The following is a 24,689-nucleotide window of genomic DNA, read 5'->3' on the forward strand; positions in this document are numbered from 1 at the left end:
CGATCCCCTCTAGTGTCGGGCTGACACGGTGGGCGGACGGATCGCGAGGGGAACGCTTGCTCCTGACCAGGCGGACCCGGGTGCACGGGCCACTCCTCGCGGCGTTCTGCGGCACCGCGATGCTCCTGTGCGGGGTGGCAGTCGCGGTCGTCGGCCAGGTCGAGGCGGCGGTCGACAACGGTGCACGCGCGGTCGCGTCCCAGCACGCCGGGCAGGACCTGGCGCTCCGGGTCTCGCTCGACCTCGCCCCGGACGCGGGACGCCAGGACACGCAGGTGCGTGCGGCTCTGGCGGACTCACTGGCGGACCTGTCGACGCCCGCCGCCGTCGATCGCACCGTCTCGGGCCAAGCCGTCCTGACGGTGCCGCGCCCGGGCGGCCACTCCAGCCCGGAGCGAACGGTCACCGCGCTGAGCGTCCCCGACCTGCCCACGCGAGCCGACCTGGTGTCGGGGTCCTGGGCCGAGGGCGACGACGACGTGGTGGTCCAGGCCGACGCCGCCGCCGAGCTCGGGCTGCGACCGGGCCAGGACGTGGTCCTCGGCGGCCTGCGACTGCACGTCGCCGGCACCTGGCGGGCACGCGACTACCTCGACCCGCGCTGGGTCGGCGACCCGCAGGTGGCGCTCGGCAGCGACGACGGGCAGTTCGGTCCGGTGGTGCTCGCCGAGGACCGGTGGCCGGAGGTGACCGCCGAGCCCCGGGCGCGTTGGGTGCTCGTCCCCGACCTCCAGGACGTGACCGCGGCGGACCTCGATGCCGTGGCCACGGCACGCAACCGGCTCGCCCTGGACTGGGCGGGTCGCGTCGACGACATCGAGGGCCTCCAGGTGGACGGCCGGCTGCCGGACGTCGCCCACGAGGTCGCGCTGCGGACCGACGGCCTGCGATCGGTGGAGCCGGTCGTGCTGCTCCTGCTCGCGGTCGTCGGCCTGGTCACGCTGGCCGCCCTGGCCCGGCTCTTCGCGACCACCCATGCGCTGGAGCTCTCGCTGTTGTGGGCCCGCGGCGGCTCGTCCGGCTGGCTGTCCGGGTCCGCCGCGATCGAGACCTCCGCCGCCGCAGCTGCCGGCGGCCTGGTAGGCGCACTCGTCGCGATCGGCTCGGCGTCACTCGCGTCAGGGGCCGGCCCGGCCCGGACGGTCGTCGCGGCCGGGCTCGCCGTGACGGCTGCTGCCGGGTCGGTGGCCGCGCTCAGCGCCGCGCAGGTCCATCTGACGACCGTGTCGCACGCCTGGCGGGGACCGAGCGGACGGGCGGGGCGCCTGATCGGCCCGGGACTGGTCGCCCTCGTCAGCGCCGGAGCCGCGCTCGCGGTGTGGCAGCTGCGGTCCTACGGCTCCCCGGTCACGGTCGGCGCCGACGGGGTGTCCGCGGTCGACCCGGTCGCGGTGGCCGCACCCGCAGCCCTCCTGGTGGCGGTGGTCCTGCTCGCGCTGATGCTGTTCCCCGCGGTCGCCGGCCTCGCCGAGCGCAGGACGGGTGGGGGCGACGTGACCCGCGTCCTGGCGGCGCGGCACCTGTCCCGCCGGCTGGTCCCGGTCACCGCCCCTGTCCTCGTCGTCGCGATCGCCGCCGCGACCGTGATCAGCGCCGCGTCGTACAGCCGGACCTGGGCCGACGGGTTCGACACCACCCGTCAGCTCCGAGCCGGCGCGGACGTGCGGGTCTCCACCGGCGAGCTCGGGCCCGCCCTGACGACCATCGACGCGATCGGGAGGCTGAGCGACGTCGGCGGCGTGGCCCCGGTGGCGACCCAGCTGGGCGGCGACCTCGGGTCGCTCGTCGCGGTGAGCCCGGCCGCGCTGGGCGCCCTGGCCCGCGGGTTCTCCGACGACGACGAGCGGGAGCGCGTCGCCGCGGCTCTCACCAGCCGTACGTCGGCACCCGAGCTGCCGCCCGAGGCGACGCGGATCGGCATCGTCCTCGAGTCCGGCGGGCTGACCGCCCCTCCCACGGTCACCGTCATCGTCACGGACGCCACCGGCGCACTGCGCACACTGCCCCTCCATCTGCGCACCGGGTCCCTGTCCTACTCGGCCCGGCTGCCCGCGGACACCTCCGGCGTCCCGGGCGCGCGGACGGTCGCTGCCATCGACCTGGACGTCGGCCTGAGCGACCAGGCCCCTCCCCGCCCGGGTGACGTGACGCCGAGCGTCGGGCTGGTGCGCATCACGACGAACGGGCCCGACGGGGAGGCGCCGCTGGAGGACGAGACCTGGACGGCCCAGGTGCCGGGCGACGTGGAGCTCTCGCTCGCGCCGGGACAGGACGCGCCCAGCGGCGACGTCGTCGTGGACCCGGGGGTCCGCAAGATCCGGCTCACCCCGTCGTTCGCCCCCGGCTCGCCGAACGGCCCGCGGGTGCCCGTCGTGCTCTCGGCCACCGCGGCGGACCGTCTCGACCTCGGGGTGGGTGACACCCTGGAGATCCCGCTCGACGGGACCTACGAGGAGCTCCCGGTCCAGGTGGCCGACGTCGTGCCGGCCGTGCCCGGCGCCCCGGAGGAGTCCGCGGCCCTGCTCGACCTGCGCGCGGTCGACCAGGCCCGGCTCTACGACCAGGAGGTCGTGTCGCCACCCACCGACCTCTGGATCGCGACCAGGGCACCGGAGTCGGCGGTCGCCCAGCTGCGTCACCTGCTGCCGGCGAACAGTCGGATCGACACCGCCGCCGACCCGGCCGGACGCTCGGAGCTGGCGACCGGAGCGCTGGCGTGGTGGTGGGGCGCCGCCGGCTGCGGCCTCCTGGCCCTGCTCGCGCTCGACACCGTTGCGCGCGGCCAGCTGCGCTCCCGGCGTTCCGACGTCGCGATCCTCCGGGCGCTCGGACTGTCGGCGCGAGGACAACAGCGGCTCCGCGGTCGCGAGCTGGCCTGGACCGTCGTCTTCGGCCTGGGCGCCGGACTGGTCGCGGGCGTCGCGGTCGCCCTCCTCGTGGTTCCGCAGCTCGCCCGCGCCGCGGTGCCCGAGCCCTATCCCACGGTCGCCACCGGCCTCGGCGTGGACGTCCTCGGCCTGCTGGGTGGGGCGGCGCTGCTCGTGGGCGGCCTGGCGGCCGGCATCGCGACGTACACCTGGCGAGTCGGTGTCGAGGCCAGACGTGCTCGCGGCCCGGAGGACGAGCGATGACGCGGCGTTCGCACCTGGGCGACGTCGGCCTGCTCCGTCGCCACTTCTCGACCGGGATGCGGTCCTCGATCCTGGTGGCGCTCCTCGTCGGCGTCACCGTCGCCGGGGTGGCCGTCGCGCCACGGGCCCTGGCGCGGCTCGGCGACCGGGAGCTCCGCCACGCGCTGAGCACGACCTCGGCGACGCAGCTCGACCTCGCGGGGATCGGCCAACCCGGGGCGAAGGTCCTCACCCCGGGCCTCGAGGGGTCCTACGCCTACCTGGACCTGGTCCTGCGGAACTTCCGTCCCGCGCTGCCGCAGCCGTTGCAGGGTCTGGTCGGTGAGCCGCGCTGGCTGGTGCGGGCACCCGCCAGGAGCGTGACCCTGCCTCCTCGACTCAGCCGGGACCCTGCCTCCGAGCTCACCCTCAACCTGCGCCTCAGCGTCGACCTGTCCTGGAGGGACCTGGTTCGCCCGGTCGACGGCACGCTGCCCCCGGCGTACGACGGACACGGGCCGATCGGCATCGCCGTCCCCCGCACGCTGGCCGAGCGTGCCGGGCTCCGCGTCGGCGACCGGCTCCCGGCCGACCCCAAGACGCTGGTGGTCACCGCGATCGTCGACGTCCTCGACCCCGACGGGGGGTACGCCGCACACGCGGGCGACCTGGTCGCCCCCACCGTCGCTCAGGCACCCGGCCGCCCGCCCACGGTGACCGGCTCGGTCCTCCTCGACCCGGGTTCGGCGGTCCCCCTCCAGGACCTGATGGCCACGGGCTCGGTCACGGCCTGGTTGCCGGTCGAACCGTCGCGGGCCTCCTACGCCGAGGCGGACGAGCTGCTGCCACAGGCCCGCAGGCTGTCGAGCACCCCCGTCGAGCTGCCGGAGGGCGGGCGGATCAGCCTGCGGACCGGGCTCGCCGACGTCGTCGAGCAGACCAGCGACCGGATCGACTCGACGTACGCCCTGCTGTCGCTCGCCCTCTCGGGGCTGGCGGGGGTGCTCGCCGCGGTCTTCGCGCTCGGGGTGCAGACGGTGATCGCCCGACGGCGACCCACGTTGGCGCTCGCCTCCGCGCGCGGCGCCGGCGAGCTGCAGGTGCGCGGCGTCATGGTGCTCGAGGGCCTGCTGATCGCCGTACCCGTCTCAGCCTTGGTGGTCGGCACCGTCACCCGGCTCGTGCCCGCCACCGTCGGCCCGGTCGGGCGGGCCCTGCCCTGGGTGGTCGCGATCCTGGTCCCGGTGCTGTTCGGGGTGCTCACGAGCGCGCGGGCCGTGCGCGAGCCTCGTCAGGACCTGCAGGTGCGCACCAACAGCCGGGTCCGCTGGGTGCTCGAGATCGGGGTGGTGGGGCTGGCTGTCCTCTCGCTGATCGCGCTGGACCGTCGCGGCGTGGTGGAGTCGAGCCGAGCGGTCGGGATCGATCCTCTGGTCGTCGGTGCTCCGACGCTCCTGGTGGCCGCGGTCTGCGCCGCCGCGCTGCGCGTGTATCCGTGGCCCCTCGCCCTGCTGCTGCGGGCCCTGCGCTCGCGGCGCGGCCCTGTCGCCGTGCTGGGCGCCGCCCGGGCGGTACGTCGTCCCGCGCTCGGGTTCGCCGCCGCGCTGGCCCTGGTCGTCGGGCTCTCGGTGGTCACCTTCTCCGCGGTGATGGCCTCCACGGTCAGGTCCGGACTCGAGCACTCCGTGCGCGAGGAGGTCGGGGCCGACGTCCGGTTGACGGCTCCCCGGTTCGGCAAGGACGACCTGGACGCCGTACGTCGGCTGGCCGGTGTCGACGCCGCCGCCCGTCTCTCGGTGCGGTCCGGGGTCGAGCTGGACCTCGGCCGCACGGCGCACGTCGATGTCGTCGTCACCGACACCTCGGCGCTGCACGCCGTGCGGCCCGACCTCCCGTCGCTCGCGGGCGAGCCCGGGTTGCCGTTGCTGCTCGGCACCGACCGGGAGGAGTACGCCGACGACGTCGTCCTCGACGGGGCCCCGGCCCAGCTGACCGGGGTCGTCGACCGGGGTGTGCTTCCCGACCTGGACCGCCGCTGGGTGCTCGTCGACGAGTCGGCGCTGCCGCGGCGCTCGGCCCGTGGAGACGGGCAGCACCAGGAGCTCCTGCTCCGCGTCTCCCCCGGCGCCCACCCGGACGACGTCGCCGGCCGCGCGGTCGAAGCCGTGGGCGGCGCCGACACGACGGTCGAGGTGACCGACGTCGAGAGCTCCCTCGCCGAGGTCCGGTCCTCGCCGTTGGTGGGCGGGCTCCAGCCGGCCCTGCTGGTGGCGGCGCTCGTCGCGCTCCTGCTCACGCTGGTCACGGTGGCGCTCGCCTCGCTCGCCGCGACGCGGTCTCGCCAGCAGCTGCTCGGCGTGCTGCGCATCCTCGGGATGTCGCGACGCCAGCTGCGCGGCGTCGTGGCCTGGGAGCTGGGGCCGATCGCCGTCACCGCACTGGTGGTCGGCACAGCGGTCGGACTGCTGCTGCCGAGGGTGCTGCTGCGGGCGCTCGACCTGCGGCCGTTCGTCGGGGGCCGGAGCTCGCCGCCGGCCGTGGTCGATCCGGTGCTGGTGCTCACGGGCGTGGGTGCGTTCGTGGCCGTGGTCGTGGTCGCCGGGCTCGTCGCCGTCGCAGTGGGACGCCGGGTGGCGCCCGCCGACACCGTCAAGATGGGGGAACGTTGAGAACACAGCCGACACAACCGACACAGCGGGCGCAGATCGAGTGCACCGACCTGGTGCGGATCTTCTCCGCCGAGGGGGTCGAGGTGCAGGCGCTCCAGGGCCTGACCCTGCGCGTCGAGCAGGGTGAGCTCACCGCGGTCGTGGGCGCCTCGGGGTCCGGCAAGTCGACCCTGCTCACGATCCTCTCCGGGCTCGACGTGCCCTCGGCCGGCTCCGCCAGGGTCGCTGGCCACGACCTGCTCGCGATGGGGACCCGGGAGCGCACCCGGTATCGCCGTCACACGGTCGGGTTCGTGTGGCAGCAGACCTCGCGCAACCTCCTGCCGTACCTCACCGCGGCCGAGAACGTGGCGATGGCGATCGCCGTGGCGCGGTCCCGGCGCCGGAACCGCGCGGCCCGCGTCGACGAGCTCCTCGACCTGCTCGAGGTGGGCGCGGTCCGGGACCGGCTGCCCGCGCAGATGTCGGGCGGCCAGCAGCAGCGGGTCGCGATCGCCGTGGCGCTGGCGAACGCACCCGAGGTGCTCTTCGCCGACGAGCCGACCGGCGAGCTCGACGAGGTCAACTCCCAGCGGGTCCTCGACGCGCTGCGCGACGTCAACGAGCGGCTCGGGGTGACGGTGCTGATCGTCACCCATGACCAGCGGGTCTCCCAGCAGGTGCGGCGTACGGTCCAGATCCGCGACGGCCGGCTCTCTACCGAGGTGCTGCGCAGCACCCGCCTCGACGAGCACGGCGTCGAGCGCCACCATGCCGAGGAGTACGCCGTCCTCGACCGGGTCGGCCGGCTCCAGCTGCCCGAGGAGTACCTCAGGTCGCTGTCCCTGAAGGACCTGGTCCGGCTCGAGCTCGAGACCGACCACGTCAAGGTGCACCCCACGTCCACCGAGGAGGCCTCGTCGTGAGCCCGACGCCCGCGCTCCGCTGCGAGGAGCTGACCCGCACCTACGGCACCGGGTCCGCGCTCGTGCACGCGCTGCAGGGGGTGTCGCTCGAGGTGCCGGCCGGGGAGCTGCTCGTGCTGCGCGGGCCGTCGGGATCGGGCAAGACCACGTTGCTCAACCTGCTCGGCGGCCTCGATCGTCCCACCTCGGGCCAGGTGTGGCTCGGCGAGCGGGAGGTGACGACGGCCTCGGAGGACGACCTCGTCGACATGCGTCGCCACGACATCGGGTTCGTCTTCCAGTCCTTCGCGCTGCTCCCCGTCCTCTCGGCGGCCGAGAACGTCGAGCTGCCGCTCCGGATCCGCGGACTGACCGCCGAGGACCGAGACGCCCGGGTCGCCGAGCTGCTCGACGCCGTCGGGCTGGCCCAGCACGCCAACCAGCGGCCGGCCGAGCTCTCCGGAGGCCAGCAGCAGCGGCTCGGCATCGCCCGGGCGCTCGCCAACGAGCCGAGCGTGCTCATCGCCGACGAGCCGACCGGTCAGCTCGACAGCGTCAACGCCGAGGCGATGATGTCGCTGATCGCGGCCCTGGTGCACCAGCGCGGGGTCGCCGCGCTGGTGTCGACCCACGACCCGCGGATGGCGACGTACGCCGACCGGGTCCTCGACCTCCACGACGGCCGCCTCGCCAACTGAGAAGACGCCGAGTCGGCGCGTCTGCACGCCTGAGCGTGCCGAGTCGGCGCGTCTGCACGCCTGAGCGTGCCGAGTCGGCGCGTCTGCACGCCTGAGCGTGCCGAGTCGGCGTTGGCTGAGTGCCTGGTCGTCCGGTCAGCGCAATGGATCTCGACGCACCAACGCCCGCCCACGCAAGCGTGGGCGGGCGTTGGCTTGCTCGATCTGGCTCCTGGTTATCAGAACTGCGCGCAAGCGCGCTCAGTTCTGGTAGGACCCGAAGTCGAAGTCGTCCAGGGCGACGGCCTGGCCGGTCCCGTTGCCGAACTCGTAGTCGTAGGAGTCGTAGCCGGTCACGGAGTACGCCGCGGCGCGGGCCTCCTCGGTGGGCTCCACCCGGATGTTGCGGTACCGCTCGAGGCCGGTACCAGCCGGGATCAGCTTGCCGATGATCACGTTCTCCTTCAGGCCGCGCAGCGAGTCGCTGCGCCCGTGGATCGCCGCGTCGGTGAGCACCCGGGTGGTCTCCTGGAAGGAGGCCGCCGAGAGCCACGACTCGGTCGCCAGCGAGGCCTTGGTGATGCCCATGAGCACGGGACGACCCGAGGCCGGCTTGCCGCCCTCGGAGACCACGCGACGGTTCTCCTCCTCGAACCGGACCCGGTCGACCAGGTCGGACGGGAGCAGGTTGGTGTCACCGGACTCGATCACCGTGATCCGGCGCAGCATCTGCCGCACGATGATCTCGATGTGCTTGTCGTGGATCGACACACCCTGCGACCGGTACACGGCCTGGACCTCGTCCACCAGGTGCTCCTGGGCTCGGCGCACACCCAGGATCCGCAGGACGTCCTGCGGGTCGGGGGTACCGACCGTGATGTTCTGGCCGACCTCGATGTGCTCCCCGTCCGCGACGAGCAGACGCGACCGCTTCGAGACCGGGTACTCCTGGACCTCGGAGCCGTCGTCGGGCGTGATCAGGACCTTGCGGGCCTTGTCGCTCTCCTCGATCGTCACGCGGCCGGCGGCCTCCGCGATCGGCGAGCGGCCCTTGGGCGAGCGAGCCTCGAAGAGCTCGACCACGCGGGGCAGACCCTGCGTGATGTCGTCCGCGGAGGCCACACCACCGGTGTGGAAGGTACGCATGGTCAGCTGCGTGCCGGGCTCACCGATCGACTGGGCCGCGATGATGCCGACGGCCTCGCCGATGTCGACGAGCTTGCCGGTCGCGAGCGACCGGCCGTAGCACTTCGCGCAGGTGCCGGTCTTGGCGTCGCAGGTCAGCACGGAGCGGACCTTGACCTCCTCGACCCCCGCGGCGATGAGCTCGCCGATCTTGACGTCGCCCAGGTCCTCACCCGCGCCGACGAGGATCTCGCCGGTCTCCGGGTGGGCCACCTCGGTCGCCGCCGAACGGGCGTACGCCGCGGTCTCGGCGTTCTCCGCCTTGACCACCACACCCTCGGCGTTGCGCTCACCGATCCGCTTCGGCAGACCGCGCTCGGTGCCGCAGTCGTCCTCACGGATGATCACGTCCTGCGAGACGTCCACCAGACGACGGGTCAGGTAGCCCGAGTCGGCCGTCCGCAGGGCGGTGTCGGCCAGACCCTTGCGGGCACCGTGGGTCGCGATGAAGTACTCGAGGACGGTCAGGCCCTCACGGAAGTTCGACTTGATCGGGCGCGGGATGATCTCGCCCTTCGGGTTCGCCACGAGACCACGCATGGCGGCGACCTGCCGGATCTGGTTCATGTTTCCGGAGGCACCCGAGTCGACCATCATGTAGATCGGGTTGGAGCGGTCGAAGTTGGCCTCCATGGCCTTCCCGACCTCGTTCGCCGCCTGGGTCCAGATCTCGATGAGCTCCTGACGACGCTCCTCGTCGGTGACCAGACCGCGCTCGAACTGGGTCTGCACCTTCGCGGCCTGCTTCTCGTAGCCCTCGAGGATGGTCGCCTTCGACGCCGGCGTCGTGACGTCGTCGATCGAGACGGTGACACCGGAGAAGGTCGCCCAGCGGAAGCCGGTGTCCTTCAGCGCGTCCAGGGATGCCGCGACCTCGACCTTGGTGTAGCGCTCGGCCAGGTCGTTGACGATGGCGCCCAGAGCCTTCTTGCCCACCTCGTAGTTCACGTAGGGGTAGTCCGGCGGCAGGGTCTCGTTGAACAGGGCCCGACCGAGGGTGGTGTCGAGCGTGAGCGCCTGGCCGGCCTCCCAGTCGGCGCCGAGCTCGAGCGGCGGCACGATGTCGGTGAACCGGATCTTGACCCGGCTCTGCAGCGAGATCTCGCCGCGGTCGAACGCCATGATGGCCTCGGCCGGCGACGAGAACGCCCGGCCCTCGCCCGGCTGACCGTCACGGTCGGTGGTGAGGAAGAACAGGCCGATGATCATGTCCTGGGTAGGCATGGTCACCGGACGACCGTCCGAGGGCTTGAGGATGTTGTTCGTCGACAGCATCAGGATCCGGGCCTCGGCCTGGGCCTCGGCGGACAGCGGCAGGTGCACCGCCATCTGGTCGCCGTCGAAGTCGGCGTTGAACGCCGAGCAGACCAGCGGGTGGATCTGGATGGCCTTGCCCTCGATCAGCTGGGGCTCGAAGGCCTGGATGCCGAGGCGGTGCAGCGTGGGCGCGCGGTTGAGCAGCACGGGGTGCTCGGTGATGACCTCTTCGAGGACGTCCCACACGACCGGACGCGCGCGCTCCACCATCCGCTTGGCGGACTTGATGTTCTGAGCGTGCGAGAGGTCGACGAGACGCTTCATCACGAACGGCTTGAAGAGCTCCAGCGCCATCTGCTTCGGCAGACCGCACTGGTGCAGCTTGAGCTGCGGACCCGAGACGATCACCGAACGACCGGAGTAGTCGACGCGCTTGCCCAGGAGGTTCTGGCGGAATCGACCCTGCTTGCCCTTGAGCATGTCGGACAGCGACTTCAGCGGCCGGTTGCCCGGGCCGGTGACGGGACGGCCGCGGCGGCCGTTGTCGAACAGCGAGTCGACGGCCTCCTGGAGCATCCGCTTCTCGTTGTTGACGATGATCTCGGGCGCGCCGAGGTCGAGGAGCCTCTTGAGCCGGTTGTTGCGGTTGATCACCCGGCGGTAGAGGTCGTTGAGGTCGGACGTCGCGAACCGGCCACCGTCGAGCTGCACCATCGGGCGCAGGTCCGGGGGGATGACCGGGACGGCGTCGAGCACCATGCCCTGGGGCTTGTTGCCGGTCTTGCGGAACGCGTCGACGACCTTGAGCCGCTTGAGGGCGCGGACCTTGCGCTGGCCCTTGCCGTTGGCGATGGTGTCGCGCAGCGACTCGACCTCGGCCTCGATGTCGAAGCTCTCGAGACGCTTCTGGATCGCCGTGGCGCCCATGTGGCCCTCGAAGTACTTGCCGAACCAGTTCTTCATCTCGCGGTAGAGCATCTCGTCGCCCATCAGGTCTTGGACCTTGAGGGACTTGAACGTGCTCCACACCTCGTCGAGGCGGTCGATCTCGCGCTGCGCACGGTCGCGCAGCTGCTTCATCTCGCGCTCGGCGCCGTCCTTGACCTTGCGGCGCTGGTCGGCCTTGGCACCCTCGGCCTCGAGAGCGGCAAGGTCCTCCTCGAGCTTCTTGGCGCGGTCGTCGATGGACTGGTCGCGGCGCTTCTCGAGGCGCTCGCGCTCCAGGCCGACCTTGCCCTCCAGCGAGGAGAGGTCGCGGTGACGGGCGTCCTCGTCGACGGCGGTGATCATGTAGGCGGCGAAGTAGATGACCTTCTCGAGGTCCTTCGGCGCGAGGTCGAGCAGGTAGCCGAGGCGGCTCGGGACACCCTTGAAGTACCAGATGTGGGTGACCGGCGCGGCCAGCTCGATGTGGCCCATGCGCTCACGGCGCACCTTGGACCGGGTCACCTCGACGCCGCAGCGCTCGCAGATGATGCCCTTGAAGCGGACCCGCTTGTACTTGCCGCAGTAGCACTCCCAGTCCCGGGTGGGACCGAAGATCTTCTCGCAGAAGAGGCCGTCACGCTCCGGCTTGAGCGTGCGGTAGTTGATGGTCTCCGGCTTCTTGACCTCGCCGTGGCTCCAGGTGCGGATGTCGTCCGCCGTGGCCAGGCCGATCTGAAGCTGGTCGAAGAAGTTCACGTCGAGCACGATGGCTGCAATCCTTCGTTAGAAACTTGATTCAAGGCTGTGGACTGAACTCCCCCGGTCCTGCGGTCGTGACCACAGGACCGGGGTCCCCGCGAAGTTCTCGAGCGAAGCGATGAGAACTTCGCGGGGTGGTTCAGACTTCTTCGACGCTGCTGGGCTCGCGGCGGGACAGGTCGATGCCGAGCTCCTCGGCGGCACGGAAGACGTCCTCCTCCGCGTCGCGCATCTCGATGGCAGTGCCGTCCTGGGACAGCACCTCCACGTTGAGGCAGAGCGACTGCATCTCCTTGACGAGCACCTTGAACGACTCCGGGATGCCGGAGTCGGGGATGTTCTCGCCCTTGACGATGGCCTCGTAGACCTTGACGCGACCGGGCACGTCGTCGGACTTGATCGTGAGCAGCTCCTGCAGGGCGTAGGCGGCGCCGTACGCCTCCATCGCCCAGACCTCCATCTCGCCGAACCGCTGGCCACCGAACTGGGCCTTACCGCCCAGGGGCTGCTGCGTGATCATCGAGTAGGGGCCGGTGCTGCGCGCGTGGATCTTGTCGTCCACGAGGTGGTGCAGCTTGAGGATGTACATGTAGCCGACCGAGACCGGCTCGGGGAACGGCTCACCGGAGCGCCCGTCGAACAGGTGGGCCTTGCCGGTCTCGTCGATCACCCGCACGCCGTCGCGGTTCGGGATCGTCGCGCCGAGGAGGCCGATGATCTCGTCCTCACGAGCACCGTCGAAGACCGGCGTGGCGAGCTTGGTGTTCGGCTCGGCCTTGTCGACGCCGATCTTGATCAGCCGCTTCTTCCACTCCGCGCTGTCGGGGTCGCCGGACAGGTTGAGGTCCCATCCCTGCTTGCCCAGCCAGCCCAGGTGGAGCTCGAGGATCTGACCGATGTTCATCCGTCGCGGCACACCCAGCGGGTTGAGCACGACGTCGACCGGGGTCCCGTCCTCCATGAACGGCATGTCCTCGACGGGCAGGATCTTCGCGATGACGCCCTTGTTGCCGTGGCGACCGGCGAGCTTGTCACCGACGGAGATCTTGCGCTTCTGGGCGACGTAGACCCGCACCAGCTGGTTGACGCCCGGGGGCAGCTCGTCGCCGTCCTCGCGGTCGAACACGCGGACGCCGATGACCGTGCCGGACTCACCGTGGGGCACCTTCATCGAGGTGTCGCGCACCTCGCGCGCCTTCTCACCGAAGATGGCCCGGAGCAGGCGCTCCTCGGGGGTGAGCTCGGTCTCGCCCTTGGGCGTGACCTTGCCGACCAGGACGTCACCGGTGGTGACCTCGGCACCGATGCGGATGATGCCGCGCTCGTCGAGGTCGGCGAGCATCTCCTCGGAGACGTTCGGGATGTCCCGGGTGATCTCCTCGGGGCCGAGCTTGGTGTCGCGGGCGTCGACCTCGTGCTCCTCGATGTGGATCGAGGTGAGGACGTCCTCCTGGACCAGACGCTGGCTCAGGATGATGGCGTCCTCGTAGTTGTGGCCCTGCCACGGCATGAACGCCACGAGGAGGTTGGTGCCCAGCGCCATCTCGGCGTCGTCGGTGCACGGTCCGTCGGCGATCGGGGTGCCGACCTCGAGCCGGTCACCCTCGCTCACCAGCGGGCGCTGGTTGATGCACGTGCCCTGGTTGGAGCGCTTGAACTTCGCCAGCTTGTACGTCGAGTAGGTGCCGTCGTCGTTCATCGACTCGATGAGGTCGGCGGACACCTCCTTGACCACACCGGCCGCGGTCGCGACGACCACGTCACCGGCGTCGACGGCGGCGCGGTACTCGATGCCGGTGCCGACGATCGGCGAGTCGCTGCGGATCAGCGGCACGGCCTGGCGCTGCATGTTGGCACCCATGAGCGCGCGGTTGGCGTCGTCGTGCTCGAGGAACGGGATCAGCGCGGTCGCCACCGACACCATCTGGCGCGGCGAGACGTCCATGTAGTCGACCTCGTCGGCCAGGATCTCGGAGACCTCGCCGTCGCGCTGGCGGACCAGCACGCGCTCCTCGGAGAAGCGACCCTTGTCGTCGAGCGCGGCGTTGGCCTGCGCGATGACGTAACGGTCCTCGTCGTCAGCGGTGAGGTAGTCGATCTGGTCGGTGACCCGGCCCTTCTCGACCTTGCGGTACGGCGTCTCGACGAACCCGAACGGGTTGATCCGGCCGTAGGAGGCCAGCGACCCGATCAGGCCGATGTTCGGGCCTTCCGGGGTCTCGATCGGGCACATGCGGCCGTAGTGCGACGGGTGGACGTCACGGACCTCCATGCCGGCGCGGTCGCGGGAGAGACCACCGGGGCCGAGCGCCGAGAGGCGACGCTTGTGCGTCAGGCCGGCGATCGGGTTGGTCTGGTCCATGAACTGCGAGAGCTGGGAGGTGCCGAAGAACTCCTTCAGCGCCGCCACCACGGGCCGGATGTTGATCAGCGACTGCGGCGTGATGGCCTCGACGTCCTGGGTCGTCATCCGCTCACGGACCACACGCTCCATGCGAGCCAGGCCGGTGCGGAGCTGGTTCTGGATCAGCTCGCCGACCGTGCGCATCCGGCGGTTGCCGAAGTGGTCGATGTCGTCGGCCGAGATGTCGAGGTCACCCTGGGGCGACTCGATCTGCTCGCGGCCGTCGTGCAGCGCGACGATGTACTTGATCGCGGCGACCACGTCGTCGATGGTCAACGTCTGCTGGTCGAACGCCTCGACGAGGCCCAGCTTCTTGTTGATCTTGTAGCGGCCGACCTTGGCGAGGTCGTAGCGCTTGGGGTTGAAGTAGTAGTTGTTCAGCAGCGTCTGCGCGGCCTCACGCGTCGGCGGCTCGCCCGGGCGCAGCTTGCGGTAGATGTCGAGCAGCGCGTCGTCCTGGCCCTGGGTGTGGTCCTTCTCCAGGGTCAGCATCATCGACTCGTACTGGCCGAACTCCTCGCGGATCTGCTCGTTGGTCCACCCGAGGGCCTTGAGCAGCACGGTGACGTTCTGCTTGCGCTTGCGGTCGAGGCGTACGCCGACCATGTCGCGCTTGTCGATCTCGAACTCGAGCCAGGCGCCGCGCGAGGGGATCAGCTTCGCGGTGTAGATGTCCTTGTCGGACGTCTTGTCCGCGGTGCGCTCGAAGTAGACGCCCGGCGAGCGGACGAGCTGCGAGACGACCACGCGCTCGGTGCCGTTGATGATGAAGGTGCCCTTGTCGGTCATGAGCGGGAAGTCGCCCATGAAGACCGTCTGGCCCTTGATCTCACCGGTGTCGTTGTTGGTGAACTCCGCCGAGACGTAGAGCGGAGCGGAGTAGGTGAAGTCCTTCTCCTTGCACTCGTCGACGGTGTACTTGGGGTCGTAGAAGACCGGGTTCTCGAACGACAGCGACATCGTCTCGGAGAAGTCCTCGATCGGGGAGATCTCCTCGAAGATCTCCTGGAGACCGGACTTGCTGGAGACGTCCTCACCCTCGGAACGGCGACGCTCGACGGCGGCGTTCCACTTGTCGTTGCCGACCAGCCAGTCGAAGCTGTCGGTCTGCAGGGAGAGGAGCTGAGGGAGTTCGAGGGGTTCGGTGATCTTTGCGAAAGAGATGCGGCGGGAGTTACCGGAGGTGGTGCGCGCGGCCAAGAGGTGTCCTTCGACGATTCGCTCTTCGATCTGCATCCGCCCACCACAAGATCAGCCACCGGGCAGGCTGACGAGCATCTGAGGGCAGACGCAAGTTCTCACCCTACCGCATGTGTGGGCGCGCGACAACCAGCGCGCAATCGCTGCCGTCGATCATGAACGCCCGAGCGGCGAAGGTCAAGCAACTCCCCCGGCGGGTCCGGCCACGGATCAGCCACGGATCGGCGGCAGATCAGCGGCGGTCAGGTGGTCATGTCGGCGACCAGCCAGTCGCCGTCGACCTTGTCCATGGTCAGCGTGACCCAGTTCTTGTAGACCTGGGGCTCCTTGTACAGCTTGTTGGTCCGGGTCTGGTTGACCAGCAGGAAGATCTGCGCGTGGCCCTCGTCCGCGCGCACGATGCTCGAGCGCACGAGGCTCGCCGTGACGACCGTCTTGGTCGAGGGCGCGTTCTTCTCGATCAGCCCGGTGAAGATCTTGTCGTAGTCGCCGCGCAGCTTGCCGGTGAGGTACTGCTGGGCGGCCGCCTTGGACTCGTCGAGGTGCGTGGCGTCGTAGGACAGGATCGGCACGACGGCCCGCTCGGCCGCCGCCTGGGCCGCCCGGGCGTCACCCTCGACGTCCCCGGCGGAGGGCTCCCGCGTCCAGAGCACCACGACGGTCGCGACGAGGGCGAGCGTCAGCGCGGCGGTCACGGCCAGCAGCCAGCCCGGGATGGCGGCGACCCGGCCGCCGGGATCCGGAGCGTCCTGCGCGGCCGGGGGGATGGCCTCGTCGAGCCACCCGCCGGGCTGCTCGTCCGCCTGGTCCTCCGCCTGGTCCTCCGCCTGGTCCTCCGCCTGCTCCTCGGGCAGCTCGACGGTCGGCTCGTCCTCCCGGGGAGCCAGCTCGGCGTCGTACGCCGCTCGCCGGCTCGGGTCGAGGAGCACCTCGGCCGCCTGGTTGAGCACCGCGAAGCGGCGGTCGGTGGGGTCGAGGTCCGCGATCTGGGCACGCCAGGCCGCGCGGACCTCCTCGGCCGGTGCGTCGGGCGCGACGCCGAGCAGGTCGTACCAGCTCGGGGTCGGGACAGGGGCGGTCACTGCGATCCCTCCCCGGTGACGGGTGCGTAGTCGTCGACCAGCCAGTGTCCGCCGGACCTCACCAGGTCGACCTCCCAGCGGAGCACGTCCTGGTCGGCGTCGACACGCTTGGTCTCGTCGTCGGGATGCTTCGGGTCGGGGTAGGAGCCGGTCAGCCCGGCGGCGACGATCGCGGTCGCGGAGTCGGCGTCCATCGACTCGACCCCGACCCCGAAGATCTTCGCGGTCCGGGCGTACCCGGCCTGGGCCACCGTCTGCTCGGCGATCGGGAGACCGGACTTCTCGAAGTCGGCAGCGAACTTCGGCGTGATCACCTCGAGCACCTGGTCGCGGTAGTCGCCGAGGTGACCCTGGGCGTCGAGCTGGTCGGGGCCGTAGGTGTTCAGGCGCAGCACGAACTGCCGGGTCTCCGACATCACCGCGTCGCGCTCCACCTGGGCGTCGTCCGCCTTGCCCGCACGCTGCGTGAGGAGCCACACCAGGGCGCCGGCCGCGGCGAGCAACAGCATCACGAGCACGACCAGGAGGACGAGCCGGAAGGTGGCGGAACGCGGCGTGTCATCAGTCCTGGCGGTCAGTGCACCAGGGGCTGGAGGAACAGCCACTTCCACGACTCCTCTCCGAAGGCTTGGGGGGCCAAGGTACCGGCCGGCGCCAACGCCGGGTCGATCTTCGATCCCCAGCGGAGCTTGCCGGTGTCGGGGTCGTACGACGCCACCGGCGCCCGGTAGGCAGCCCCTGCGCGCGGGAGGTTCTGCGGACCGCGCGGGTTGCTCATCGACGCGGGCTCCGTGCAGCCGGCCTTGGTGTTCATCGGACGGTTGCTGCCGTCCTGAGGCGGCCGGGTGTCGGTGCTCTCGTAGCCGTGGTGGCAGACGGGAGCGTTGGTGATGATCAGCCCGAAGTGGGCGTCGTACAGCCCGGTGTCCGGCGACTTCGAGACGACCGTGAAGCCGCCCTCGACGACGTAGGGGTAGATCACCAGCAGCTGCTCGATCCCGGGCAGGTGCTTGACGATGATCTGGCCGGTGGTGGTCAGCTCGCTGAACAGCTCCCCGAGGTCGACCTGGTTGTCCTCGAGGAAGGTCCGCAGCTGGGTGGCGGCCGCCGAGCCGTTGTCGATGACCTTTCGCAGGTCTGCGTCGGAGCCCGCGAGCGAGCCGCTGAACAGGCTGAGCTGGCGGGCGAAGGTGCGGATCGCGCTGGCCTTGTCGACCTGGGTGTTGAGCACGGTGTTGCTGTCGCGGATCAGCGAGGTCGTGACGTCGAAGTTGTCGTTCGCCTCGTTGATGAAGGCGTTGCCGGTGTCGATGATCCGCTGGAGGTCCGCGCCGGTGCCCGCGAACGCCAGCCCCAGCTCGTGGACCGTAGTCGCGAGCGACTGCTTGTCGACCGACTCGACCGTGTTGGAGATGTCGGTGAGCAGCTTCTGGGTCGGGATGGGCGTGCGGGTGTCGGCGACGGCGATCTGGGAGCCGTCGTCGAGGTAGGGACCCGAGTCGACCTGGGGCTGGAGCTCGACGTACTGCTCGCCCACCGCGGAGCGGTTGCCGACCACGGCCAACGAGTCGGCGGGGATGTCCTTCCAGGAGTTGTCGATGTCGAGGTAGGCGTCGACGCCGTCGTCGGTGAGCTTCAGCTTGCCGACCTGCCCGATCTGGACGCCGCGGTAGGACACCTCGCCGCCGGCGAAGATCCCGCCGGAGTCCTGGAGGTGGGCGACGACCGTGTAGTGGTCGTCGAAGAACACCCGGTCGAGGCGGGCGTAGCGCGCGCCGACGTAGCTGACGCCGAGCAGGGTGATGGCGACGAAGACCATCAGCTGGAGGCGGGTACGGCGCGTGATCATCGAGTCACCATCCCCGGCACGAGCAGGCGGACCAGGGCCGGGTCGAACACCTGGCTGAGCTGACGCATGGTGGGGCCGTGCGGCGAGGCGGTCGGTCCGACCCCGGCACGACCGAGACCGAGCAGGCCGCCCAGGCTCGTCGGCAGGCTGGTCGGCAGTGCCGTCGGCAGGCCGACGTCGGGAAGGCCGGGGATCTGGTTGATGATCCGGCAGACCACGGTGTCCTCGTTCTTCTTCTTCAAGCAGGCGTCACGCAGCTTGGCGAGCCCCTGGATGCTGCTCAGCAGCTTCTGGCAGGGCTTGCTGGTGATGTCACCGCTCCGGATGCACCGGGTCACCCGGTCGAGGAGCACGGTCGGGTCCAGGTCGCTCGGCAGCAGGGTGGGCAGCGACGTCGGCAGCCCGGTGATCCCGCCGGAGAGGTCGAGGTCGAGCTCCACCGACAGGTTGGTGTAGTCGCCCATGTGGAGGTTGCGGGCCACCTGGGGGTCGCGCCCCACGACCTCGTCGACGAACGGGTAGGTCAAGAACACGTTGAAGGACTTCACGAACGCGTCGCCCGACGCGGCCAGCTCCGTCAGCACGGGGTTGAGCTGACGCAGCGACTCGATGGTGGCGTCCTTGGACGCGTTGATCACCCGCACGCCGACGCCACCGAGGTGGTTGAGGGCCTTGAGCATCTTGACCAGGTCGGCGCGCTGCTTGTCCAGGGAGGTGAGCGCGCTGGGCAGCTCGTCGAGGGCCGCGTCGATCGAGTCCTGCTGGGTGCGGACCGAGACCGCGAGCTTGTTGAGCTTGTCGATGGCGTCGACGATGTGCTGCTTGTTGTCGTCGAGCTGTCCCATGAAGTCGCTGATCTGGGTGAGCACCGACCGGGCGGCACCCTCGCGGCCGTCGAGGGCCTTGTTCAGCTCGGTGGTGATCGTCTTCAGCTGTGCGACCCCGCCGCCGTTGAGCAGCAGGCTCAGCGCACCGAGGACCTCCTCGACCTCCGGGTTGCGGCCGGTGTCGTCGAGCCCGATCGTGTCGCCGTCGGCGAGCTTGCCGGTCGCGGGCACGTCCGTGGGAGGGCTCAACGACACGAACTTCTCGCCGAGCAGGCTGGTCTGGCGGATCTCGGCGACCGCGTTCTCCGGCAGGTCGACGTCGTTGCGCAGCTTCATGGTGATCTCGGCGTGCCCCTGGACCAGCTCGACGTCGGTGATCTGCCCGACGCTGATGTCGTTGACCTTCACCGTGGACTTCGGCACGAGGTCGAGCACGTCGCGGAACTCCGCGGTCACCGTGATCGGGTCGCTGCCCACGTCGGTCCCGCCCGGGAGCGGGAGCTTGTAGACGTCGAACTCGCAGCCGGTCAGCAGCACCGCGCCCGCGATCATCGCGACGACGGCTCGGAGCATCTTCGGTGTCCTCATCGGTCCACCGCCACGAGTCCGGCCAGGCTGCGGTCGAACAGGTCGACCGAGGAGCGCGGCGTTCCCTTGCCCCCGGTGCCGGGACGCGGCAGGGCCTGCTGGACCAGGTCGCACAGGGCGCCCGACTTGTCGGCCTGGCTCAAGAACCCGCACAGGAACGTCGACGGGTCGGACTGCACCTGGTTGATGACCTCCCCGAGGTTGGCGTTGGTGTCGAGGGTGCCCGCCTCGGGGTTGTAGGTCAGCGCCAGGTTGTTCAGCGCCAGGGGTGCGGAGTCGAGGATGCTGTCGAGCTCGGAACGGCGCTTCACCAGCACCTTGGCGACCCGGTTGAGACCGGAGATGTTGCGGCCCAGGACCTCGCGGTTCTCCTTCACGAACGTCGACACCTGGCCCAACGCCGTCGCCAGGTTGTTCAGCGACGCCGAGAGCTCCTGCCGCTCACCCGAGAGCATCGAGGAGACCTGGGAGAGCGAGTCGTTGAACTTGCGGACCGTCTTGTCGTTGCGAGCGAGGGTGCCGATGAAGCCCTCGAGCTCGCGAGCCGACCCGAACAGCTCGTCCTTGTTGTCGTCGAGGGTCTGGCTGAGCCGACCGAAGTCCTTGATGGTCTGGTGGAAGGTCGCACCCTCACCGCCGAAGTTCTTGGCCGTGGTCTCCAGCAGGTCGGCGAACGCGCCGTTGCGGTTGGCCCCCGTCGGCCCGAGCGCGACCGTGAGGTCGTCGAGGCTGCTGTAGATCTGGTCGAGCTCGAGTGGAACCGCGGTGCGGTCCACGTCGAGGACGGCTCCGTCCGCGAGCTTGTCGCCGCCGGTGTAGACGGGCGTCAGCTGGACGTACCGGTCGCCGACGATCGACGGGGCGACGATCACGGCCTTCGCGTCGGCCGGGACGTTCACCGACGCGTCGTACGACATCGTGACGGCGACGTCGGTGCCGGCGGGGGTCACCGAGTCGACCTTGCCGACCGGCACCCCGAGCACCCGGACGTCGCTGCCCTCGTAGATGGAGATCGTGCGGGGGAAGTGCGCGGTCAACGTCTTGGTGTCCCCACCCTGGAACAGGGTGAGCGCAGCGGCCACCAGGAGGATCACCAGGACGGCGGGGATGATCGCCCGCTTGAGGATGCTCGTGGTCGCCATGTCAGCCACCCACCTGCGGGGCCGGCGGCATGTTCTGGATGTAGGTGTCGAACCACGGCCCGTTGCCGAGCGTGCTGGCGAAGACGCGGTAGAAGGGCTCCATCAGGCGCAGGCTGTTGTCGAGGTTGTCCTCGTTCTTGTTGAGCACGACCAGGACGTGGTCGAGATGGGTCAGCGCCGGGTTGAGGTCGGCACGGCTCTGCTCGATCAGCGCGGTCAGCTCCTTCGACAGTCGGGTCGTGGAGGTCAGGAGGTTGTGCACCGCGTCGCGACGGGCGACCAGCGCCCGAAAGAGGACGTCGGAGTCCTTCATCAGCCCGATGATGTCGCCGTCGCGCTCGTCGAGGACGCTGGAGACCCGCTTGAGGTTCTTCAGCAGGCTGTTGATCTGGTCGTCGCGCGCGGCGATGTTCGACGAGAGCCGCGAGACCCCGTCGAGCGCCTGGCGGAACTCCTCGGGGGTGTTCCGGGTCAGGTCCGAGAGCGTGGTCATCGACTTCGCGAGACGGTCGGTGTCGATGCGCTCGGAGGTCTCGGCCAGGCCCGAGAACGCATCCACCACGTCGTAGGGCGAGCTCGTGCGCTCGACCGGGATCTCCGAGCCCTCGTCGAGCTGGCCGGGGCCCGCTGGTTCAAGCGCGAGGTACATCGCGCCGAGCAGCGTCTTGACCTTGATCGCGGCCTGGGTGTCGTCGCCGAACTGCGAGGGGGTGTCGACTCGGAAGGTGACCCTGACATGGTCGCCCTCGAGCTCGATGCTCTCCACCTTGCCGACGCGCACGCCGGCGATGCGGACCTCGTCGTTCGGCGCCAACCCGCCGGCCTCGGAGAACGCCGCGTAGTAGGTGTCACCACCGCCGATCAGCGGCAGGTCCTGGGCGCGGAAGGCGGCCAGCATCACGATCGCCAGGACGACGATGCTGACGGCCCCGACGATGACGGGGTTGCGCTCGCGGAAGGGAGTCATCCGAGATCACACCTGTCGGCGACCTTCGTGCCACCCACCGGGTAGTCGACGGGAACGGACTGCCCGCCGGGGAGGCGGATCCGGCCCTGGAAGTGGCAGAGGTAGAAGTTGAACCACGAGCCGTACGTCGCCGTGCGGCCGATCTTGTTGAGCTTGATCGGCAGCACCTGCAGCGCCCGGTCGAGCTCCGCCTTGCCGTTGTCGAGGTTGCCGGCGAACTTGCGCAGCTGGGTGATGTCGCTGACGAACGGCTCACGGATGCCGTCGACGAGGTCGGCGGTCTGGACCGAGAGCGCCGAGATCTGGTCGAGGGACCCGAGGATCGCGCCGCGGTCGTCCTTGAGGCCGCCGACGAACGTGCGGAACGTGGTGATCAGCCGGCTCAGCTGGACGTCGCGGTCGCCGACGTGGTCGAGCACCTCGTTGAGGTTGTCGATCAGGTCGCCGATCAGCTTGTCGCGTCCGGCCAGCGTCTGGGTGACCGAGGCCGTGTGCGCGAGCAGGCCCTCGAGCGTGCCGCCCTCGCCCTGGAAGACCTGGACGATCTCGTAGGACAGCTGGTTGATGTCGGCCGGCGAGAGTGCCTGGAACAACGGCTTGAAGCCGTTGAACAGCACGGTCAGGTCGAGCGCCGGCGAGGTCTGGTCGACCGGGATCGTGCCACCGTCGGGCAGCGGGTCGGAGTTGCCGATCTCGTCGGTCAGCGAGATGTAGCGCTGACCCACGAGGTTGCGGTAGCGGATCGCGGCGTGGGTCGCCTGGCTGATCGTGGTGGAGTCCTCGACGTTGAAGCTGACCAGGGCCCGGGTGCGGTCGACGATCTGCACGTTGTCCACCGTGCCGACCTTGACGCCCGCGATGCGCACGTCGTCGCCCTTGACGACCCCGGTGGCATCCACGAACTCGGCCTTGTAGCTGTGGTGGCCGGCGAAGGTGAGGTTGCCGATCGTCGCGACCAGCACCGAGGTGGCCAGGGTCGTGATGACGATGAAGATCATCAGCTTGACCAGGTCACCGGAGGTGCGCTTGTCCAGGAGCTTCATCGCAGCGACACCTCCGCTCCGCGAGCCATCGGGCCGACCAGCAGCAGGCCCAGGTCGGGGACGTCCTGGTCGGGTACGCCGAGCGCGGGCCCGAGCAGGGAGCGCAGCACGTCGCTCTCGGCACTGGTGCCGACCGTGGTCCGGTAGTACTGGTTGAGGCCCACGCGGTCGGTGCCCTTGCCGGTCGGCTCGTCCACGCCGTCGTTGAAGTCGGGCTGGTGGCGCACCGGGTTGGACTGCGACCACGGCGGGTTCGGCAGGTGCAGGCAGGAGACCGGGCCGCGGTTCTCGCCGAAGTGCGGGCGGTCGTTGACGTTGTAGGGGCGCGGCTGGTGGGGCAGCGTCTCCAGCACGATGTGCAGCATGAAGCCGCGGAACGCCTCGGCCTGCAGCTTGCCGGCGTTGACGATGCCCCGTGTCAGGCAGTTGTACTCGGGTGCGTACTTGGCGAACACGCGCAGCTGCTGCTGGCTGATCTGGCTGAACCGGATCAGGTTGTCGCCGTTCTCTTCGAGGAACCCGCGAGCGGTGTCGGAGAACGCGGCCACGTCGTCGAACAGCGCGTGCAGCTTGACCTCCCGGTCCTCGAGGGTGCCGGTCGTCTTCACGGTGTCGTCGAGGATGCTGGCGATCTGGGGCATCACCGAGGCGTAGGTGTCGGACACCTGGGCGGTCAGCTTCAGGTCGTCGATGAGCGCGGGGATCTGCGGGTTGATGCGCTTGAGGTAGCTGTCGACGGTCTCGAGGTTCTGGCCGAGTTGGTCGCCGCGGCCCTCGAGCGCGGTGGAGAGCGCGTTGAGGGTCATGTTGATGTCGGCGGGCTGCACGGTGCGCAGCAAGGGGTACAGGTCGGAGAGGACCTTCTCGACCTCGATCGAGACCTCGGTGCGCTTGATCGTCGCTCCGGGCTGGATGTGGTCCGGCGACGGGTCGGCCGGGACGTCGAGCGCGACGTACTTCTCGCCGAAGAGCGTCTTGGGCACGATCGACCCGCTGACGTTCGCGGGGATGGTGTCGATCTGATCGGGATAGATGCCGAGCGTCACGCGGGCGCCCTCGGGGTCGGGCTCGTAGTCGAGGACCTCCCCCACGATGACGCCGCGGATCTTCACGTCGGCGCGGTTGGGGAGCTGCATGCCGATCTTCGAGGCCTGCAGCGTGACCTCGTCGTAGTGGGCGAACTTCTTCGTGAACACGGCGTAGGTGAGGTAGGCGCCCAGCAGCAGCAGGCAGACGAAGACCACACCCAGCACCTTGTGGAGGGCAACTACTCGCACGCGATCACCCCGCCAGCCTGACGGTGGTCGACGCGCCCCAGATCGCCATGGACAAGAACAGGTCGATGACGTTGATCGCGACGATGCTGGTGCGGACGGCACGTCCCACGGCGATCCCTACCCCGGCGGGTCCACCCGAGGCGGTGTAGCCGTGGTAGCAGTGGATGAGGATGACGGTCACGGCGAAGACGAGCACCTTGCCGAACGACCACATCACGTCGCCGGGTGGCAGGAACGCGTTGAAGTAGTGGTCGTAGGTGCCCGACGACTGCCCGAAGAACTGGGTCACGGTCAGCCGGGTCGCGAAGTAGGAGGACAGCAGGCCGACGACGTAGAGCGGGACGATCGCGATCAGCCCGCCGACGATCCGCGTCGTGACGAGGAAGGGCAGCGAGGGGATCGCCATCACCTCGAGGGCGTCGACCTCCTCGGAGATCCGCATCGAGCCCAGCTGGGCGGTGAAGCCGCAGCCGACCGTCGCGGCGAGGGCGATGCCCGAGACCAGCGGCGCGATCTCGCGGGTGTTGAAGTACGCCGAGACGAAGCCGGCGAAGGCGGCCGTGCCGAGCTGGTCGAGGGCGGCGTACCCGGAGAGCCCGACCTGGGCCCCGGTGAAGAACGTCATCGCCATGATCACGCCGACGGTGCCGCCGATGACGGCCAGCGCACCGCTGCCGAGCGTCACCTCGGCCAGGATGCGCAGGATCTCCTTCTTGTAGCGCCCGATCGCGCGCGGGGTCCACGCGAGCGCCTTGATGAAGAACGCGAGCTCCTCGCCCAGGCTGTCGAGCGTCTTGAGCGGCCGTTCGTAGACGGCGCGGATGTTGGTCATAGCGCCATGC

Annotated in this window: 15 protein-coding genes; 4 read left to right on the forward strand and 11 right to left on the reverse strand. The window is 70.0% G+C overall.

The window, feature by feature from the left end:
* The first annotated feature begins 56 nt into the window (after window positions 1–56).
* Genes AC3ANS_RS19980 through AC3ANS_RS19995 form a run of 4 tightly spaced genes read left to right on the forward strand, consistent with a single transcriptional unit; the run spans window position 57 to window position 7,361 of the window.
* Window positions 57–3,131 carry a hypothetical protein gene (locus tag AC3ANS_RS19980; protein ID WP_488293327.1) on the forward strand — a complete coding sequence of 1,025 codons (3,075 nt, stop codon included), beginning with the start codon at window positions 57–59 and terminating at the stop codon, window positions 3,129–3,131.
* Window positions 3,128–5,779, forward strand: a complete 2,652-nt coding sequence (locus tag AC3ANS_RS19985; protein WP_488293328.1) for an FtsX-like permease family protein — start codon at window positions 3,128–3,130, stop codon at window positions 5,777–5,779. The genes AC3ANS_RS19980 and AC3ANS_RS19985 overlap by 4 nt, the downstream gene beginning before the upstream one ends.
* Window positions 5,780–5,832: 53 nt before the next feature.
* Window positions 5,833–6,684, forward strand: a complete 852-nt coding sequence (locus tag AC3ANS_RS19990) for an ABC transporter ATP-binding protein (RefSeq protein ID WP_488293329.1) — start codon at window positions 5,833–5,835, stop codon at window positions 6,682–6,684.
* Window positions 6,681–7,361, forward strand: a complete 681-nt coding sequence (locus tag AC3ANS_RS19995; RefSeq protein WP_488293330.1) for an ABC transporter ATP-binding protein — start codon at window positions 6,681–6,683, stop codon at window positions 7,359–7,361. Before AC3ANS_RS19990 ends, AC3ANS_RS19995 begins: the two co-directional genes overlap by 4 nt.
* Window positions 7,362–7,601: 240 nt before the next feature.
* On the opposite strand, the gene AC3ANS_RS20000 is transcribed toward AC3ANS_RS19995, so the two are convergent.
* The 11 genes from AC3ANS_RS20000 to AC3ANS_RS20050 all read right to left on the reverse strand — a co-directional run bounded on the left by AC3ANS_RS20000 (window position 7,602) and on the right by AC3ANS_RS20050 (window position 24,679).
* The gene (locus tag AC3ANS_RS20000; protein ID WP_488293331.1) at window positions 7,602–11,474 is read right to left on the reverse strand and encodes a DNA-directed RNA polymerase subunit beta'; all 3,873 of its coding nucleotides are present in this window, start codon (window positions 11,472–11,474) and stop codon (window positions 7,602–7,604) included.
* Between the two features lie 133 nt (window positions 11,475–11,607).
* Entirely contained in the window at window positions 11,608–15,108 is a 3,501-nt protein-coding gene (gene rpoB, locus AC3ANS_RS20005; protein ID WP_488293332.1) for a DNA-directed RNA polymerase subunit beta, read from the reverse strand.
* A 206-nt stretch (window positions 15,109–15,314) separates the two neighbouring features.
* The gene (locus AC3ANS_RS20010; protein WP_488293333.1) at window positions 15,315–16,154 is read right to left on the reverse strand and encodes a J domain-containing protein; all 840 of its coding nucleotides are present in this window, start codon (window positions 16,152–16,154) and stop codon (window positions 15,315–15,317) included.
* Window positions 16,151–16,759, reverse strand: a complete 609-nt coding sequence (locus AC3ANS_RS20015) for a hypothetical protein (protein ID WP_488293334.1) — start codon at window positions 16,757–16,759, stop codon at window positions 16,151–16,153. The genes AC3ANS_RS20010 and AC3ANS_RS20015 overlap by 4 nt, the downstream gene beginning before the upstream one ends.
* Window positions 16,729–18,003 (reverse strand): MCE family protein, encoded by a 1,275-nt coding sequence (locus tag AC3ANS_RS20020; RefSeq protein WP_488293335.1) that lies wholly within the window; start codon window positions 18,001–18,003, stop codon window positions 16,729–16,731. Before AC3ANS_RS20020 ends, AC3ANS_RS20015 begins: the two co-directional genes overlap by 31 nt.
* Entirely contained in the window at window positions 18,000–19,403 is a 1,404-nt protein-coding gene (locus AC3ANS_RS20025; protein WP_488293336.1) for an MCE family protein, read from the reverse strand. Before AC3ANS_RS20025 ends, AC3ANS_RS20020 begins: the two co-directional genes overlap by 4 nt.
* Window positions 19,404–19,414: 11 nt before the next feature.
* Window positions 19,415–20,560, reverse strand: a complete 1,146-nt coding sequence (locus AC3ANS_RS20030) for an MCE family protein (protein WP_488293337.1) — start codon at window positions 20,558–20,560, stop codon at window positions 19,415–19,417.
* Between the two features lies 1 nt (window position 20,561).
* On the reverse strand, window positions 20,562–21,527 hold the full coding sequence (locus tag AC3ANS_RS20035) for an MCE family protein (protein ID WP_488293338.1): 966 nt from the start codon (window positions 21,525–21,527) through the stop codon (window positions 20,562–20,564).
* Window positions 21,524–22,570, reverse strand: a complete 1,047-nt coding sequence (locus tag AC3ANS_RS20040) for an MCE family protein (protein ID WP_488293339.1) — start codon at window positions 22,568–22,570, stop codon at window positions 21,524–21,526. Before AC3ANS_RS20040 ends, AC3ANS_RS20035 begins: the two co-directional genes overlap by 4 nt.
* The gene (locus tag AC3ANS_RS20045; RefSeq protein ID WP_488293340.1) at window positions 22,567–23,847 is read right to left on the reverse strand and encodes an MCE family protein; all 1,281 of its coding nucleotides are present in this window, start codon (window positions 23,845–23,847) and stop codon (window positions 22,567–22,569) included. The genes AC3ANS_RS20040 and AC3ANS_RS20045 overlap by 4 nt, the downstream gene beginning before the upstream one ends.
* Before the next feature lie 4 nt (window positions 23,848–23,851).
* Window positions 23,852–24,679, reverse strand: a complete 828-nt coding sequence (locus AC3ANS_RS20050; RefSeq protein WP_488293341.1) for an MlaE family ABC transporter permease — start codon at window positions 24,677–24,679, stop codon at window positions 23,852–23,854.
* Between the last annotated feature and the right edge of the window lie 10 nt (window positions 24,680–24,689).

The organism is Nocardia sp. 149-1B, from assembly GCF_057747975.1.

Coding starts and splice junctions, on each gene's coding strand:
- AC3ANS_RS20020 (WP_488293335.1), bottom strand. CDS start 18,003: ATGATCACGCGCCGTACCCGCCTCCAGCTGATGGTCTTCGTCGCCATC.
- AC3ANS_RS20040 (WP_488293339.1), bottom strand. CDS start 22,570: ATGAAGCTCCTGGACAAGCGCACCTCCGGTGACCTGGTCAAGCTGATG.
- AC3ANS_RS20050 (WP_488293341.1), bottom strand. CDS start 24,679: ATGACCAACATCCGCGCCGTCTACGAACGGCCGCTCAAGACGCTCGAC.
- AC3ANS_RS20035 (WP_488293338.1), bottom strand. CDS start 21,527: ATGACTCCCTTCCGCGAGCGCAACCCCGTCATCGTCGGGGCCGTCAGC.
- AC3ANS_RS20030 (WP_488293337.1), bottom strand. CDS start 20,560: ATGGCGACCACGAGCATCCTCAAGCGGGCGATCATCCCCGCCGTCCTG.
- AC3ANS_RS20025 (WP_488293336.1), bottom strand. CDS start 19,403: ATGCTCCGAGCCGTCGTCGCGATGATCGCGGGCGCGGTGCTGCTGACC.
- rpoB (WP_488293332.1), bottom strand. CDS start 15,108: ATGCAGATCGAAGAGCGAATCGTCGAAGGACACCTCTTGGCCGCGCGC.
- AC3ANS_RS19985 (WP_488293328.1), top strand. CDS start 3,128: ATGACGCGGCGTTCGCACCTGGGCGACGTCGGCCTGCTCCGTCGCCAC.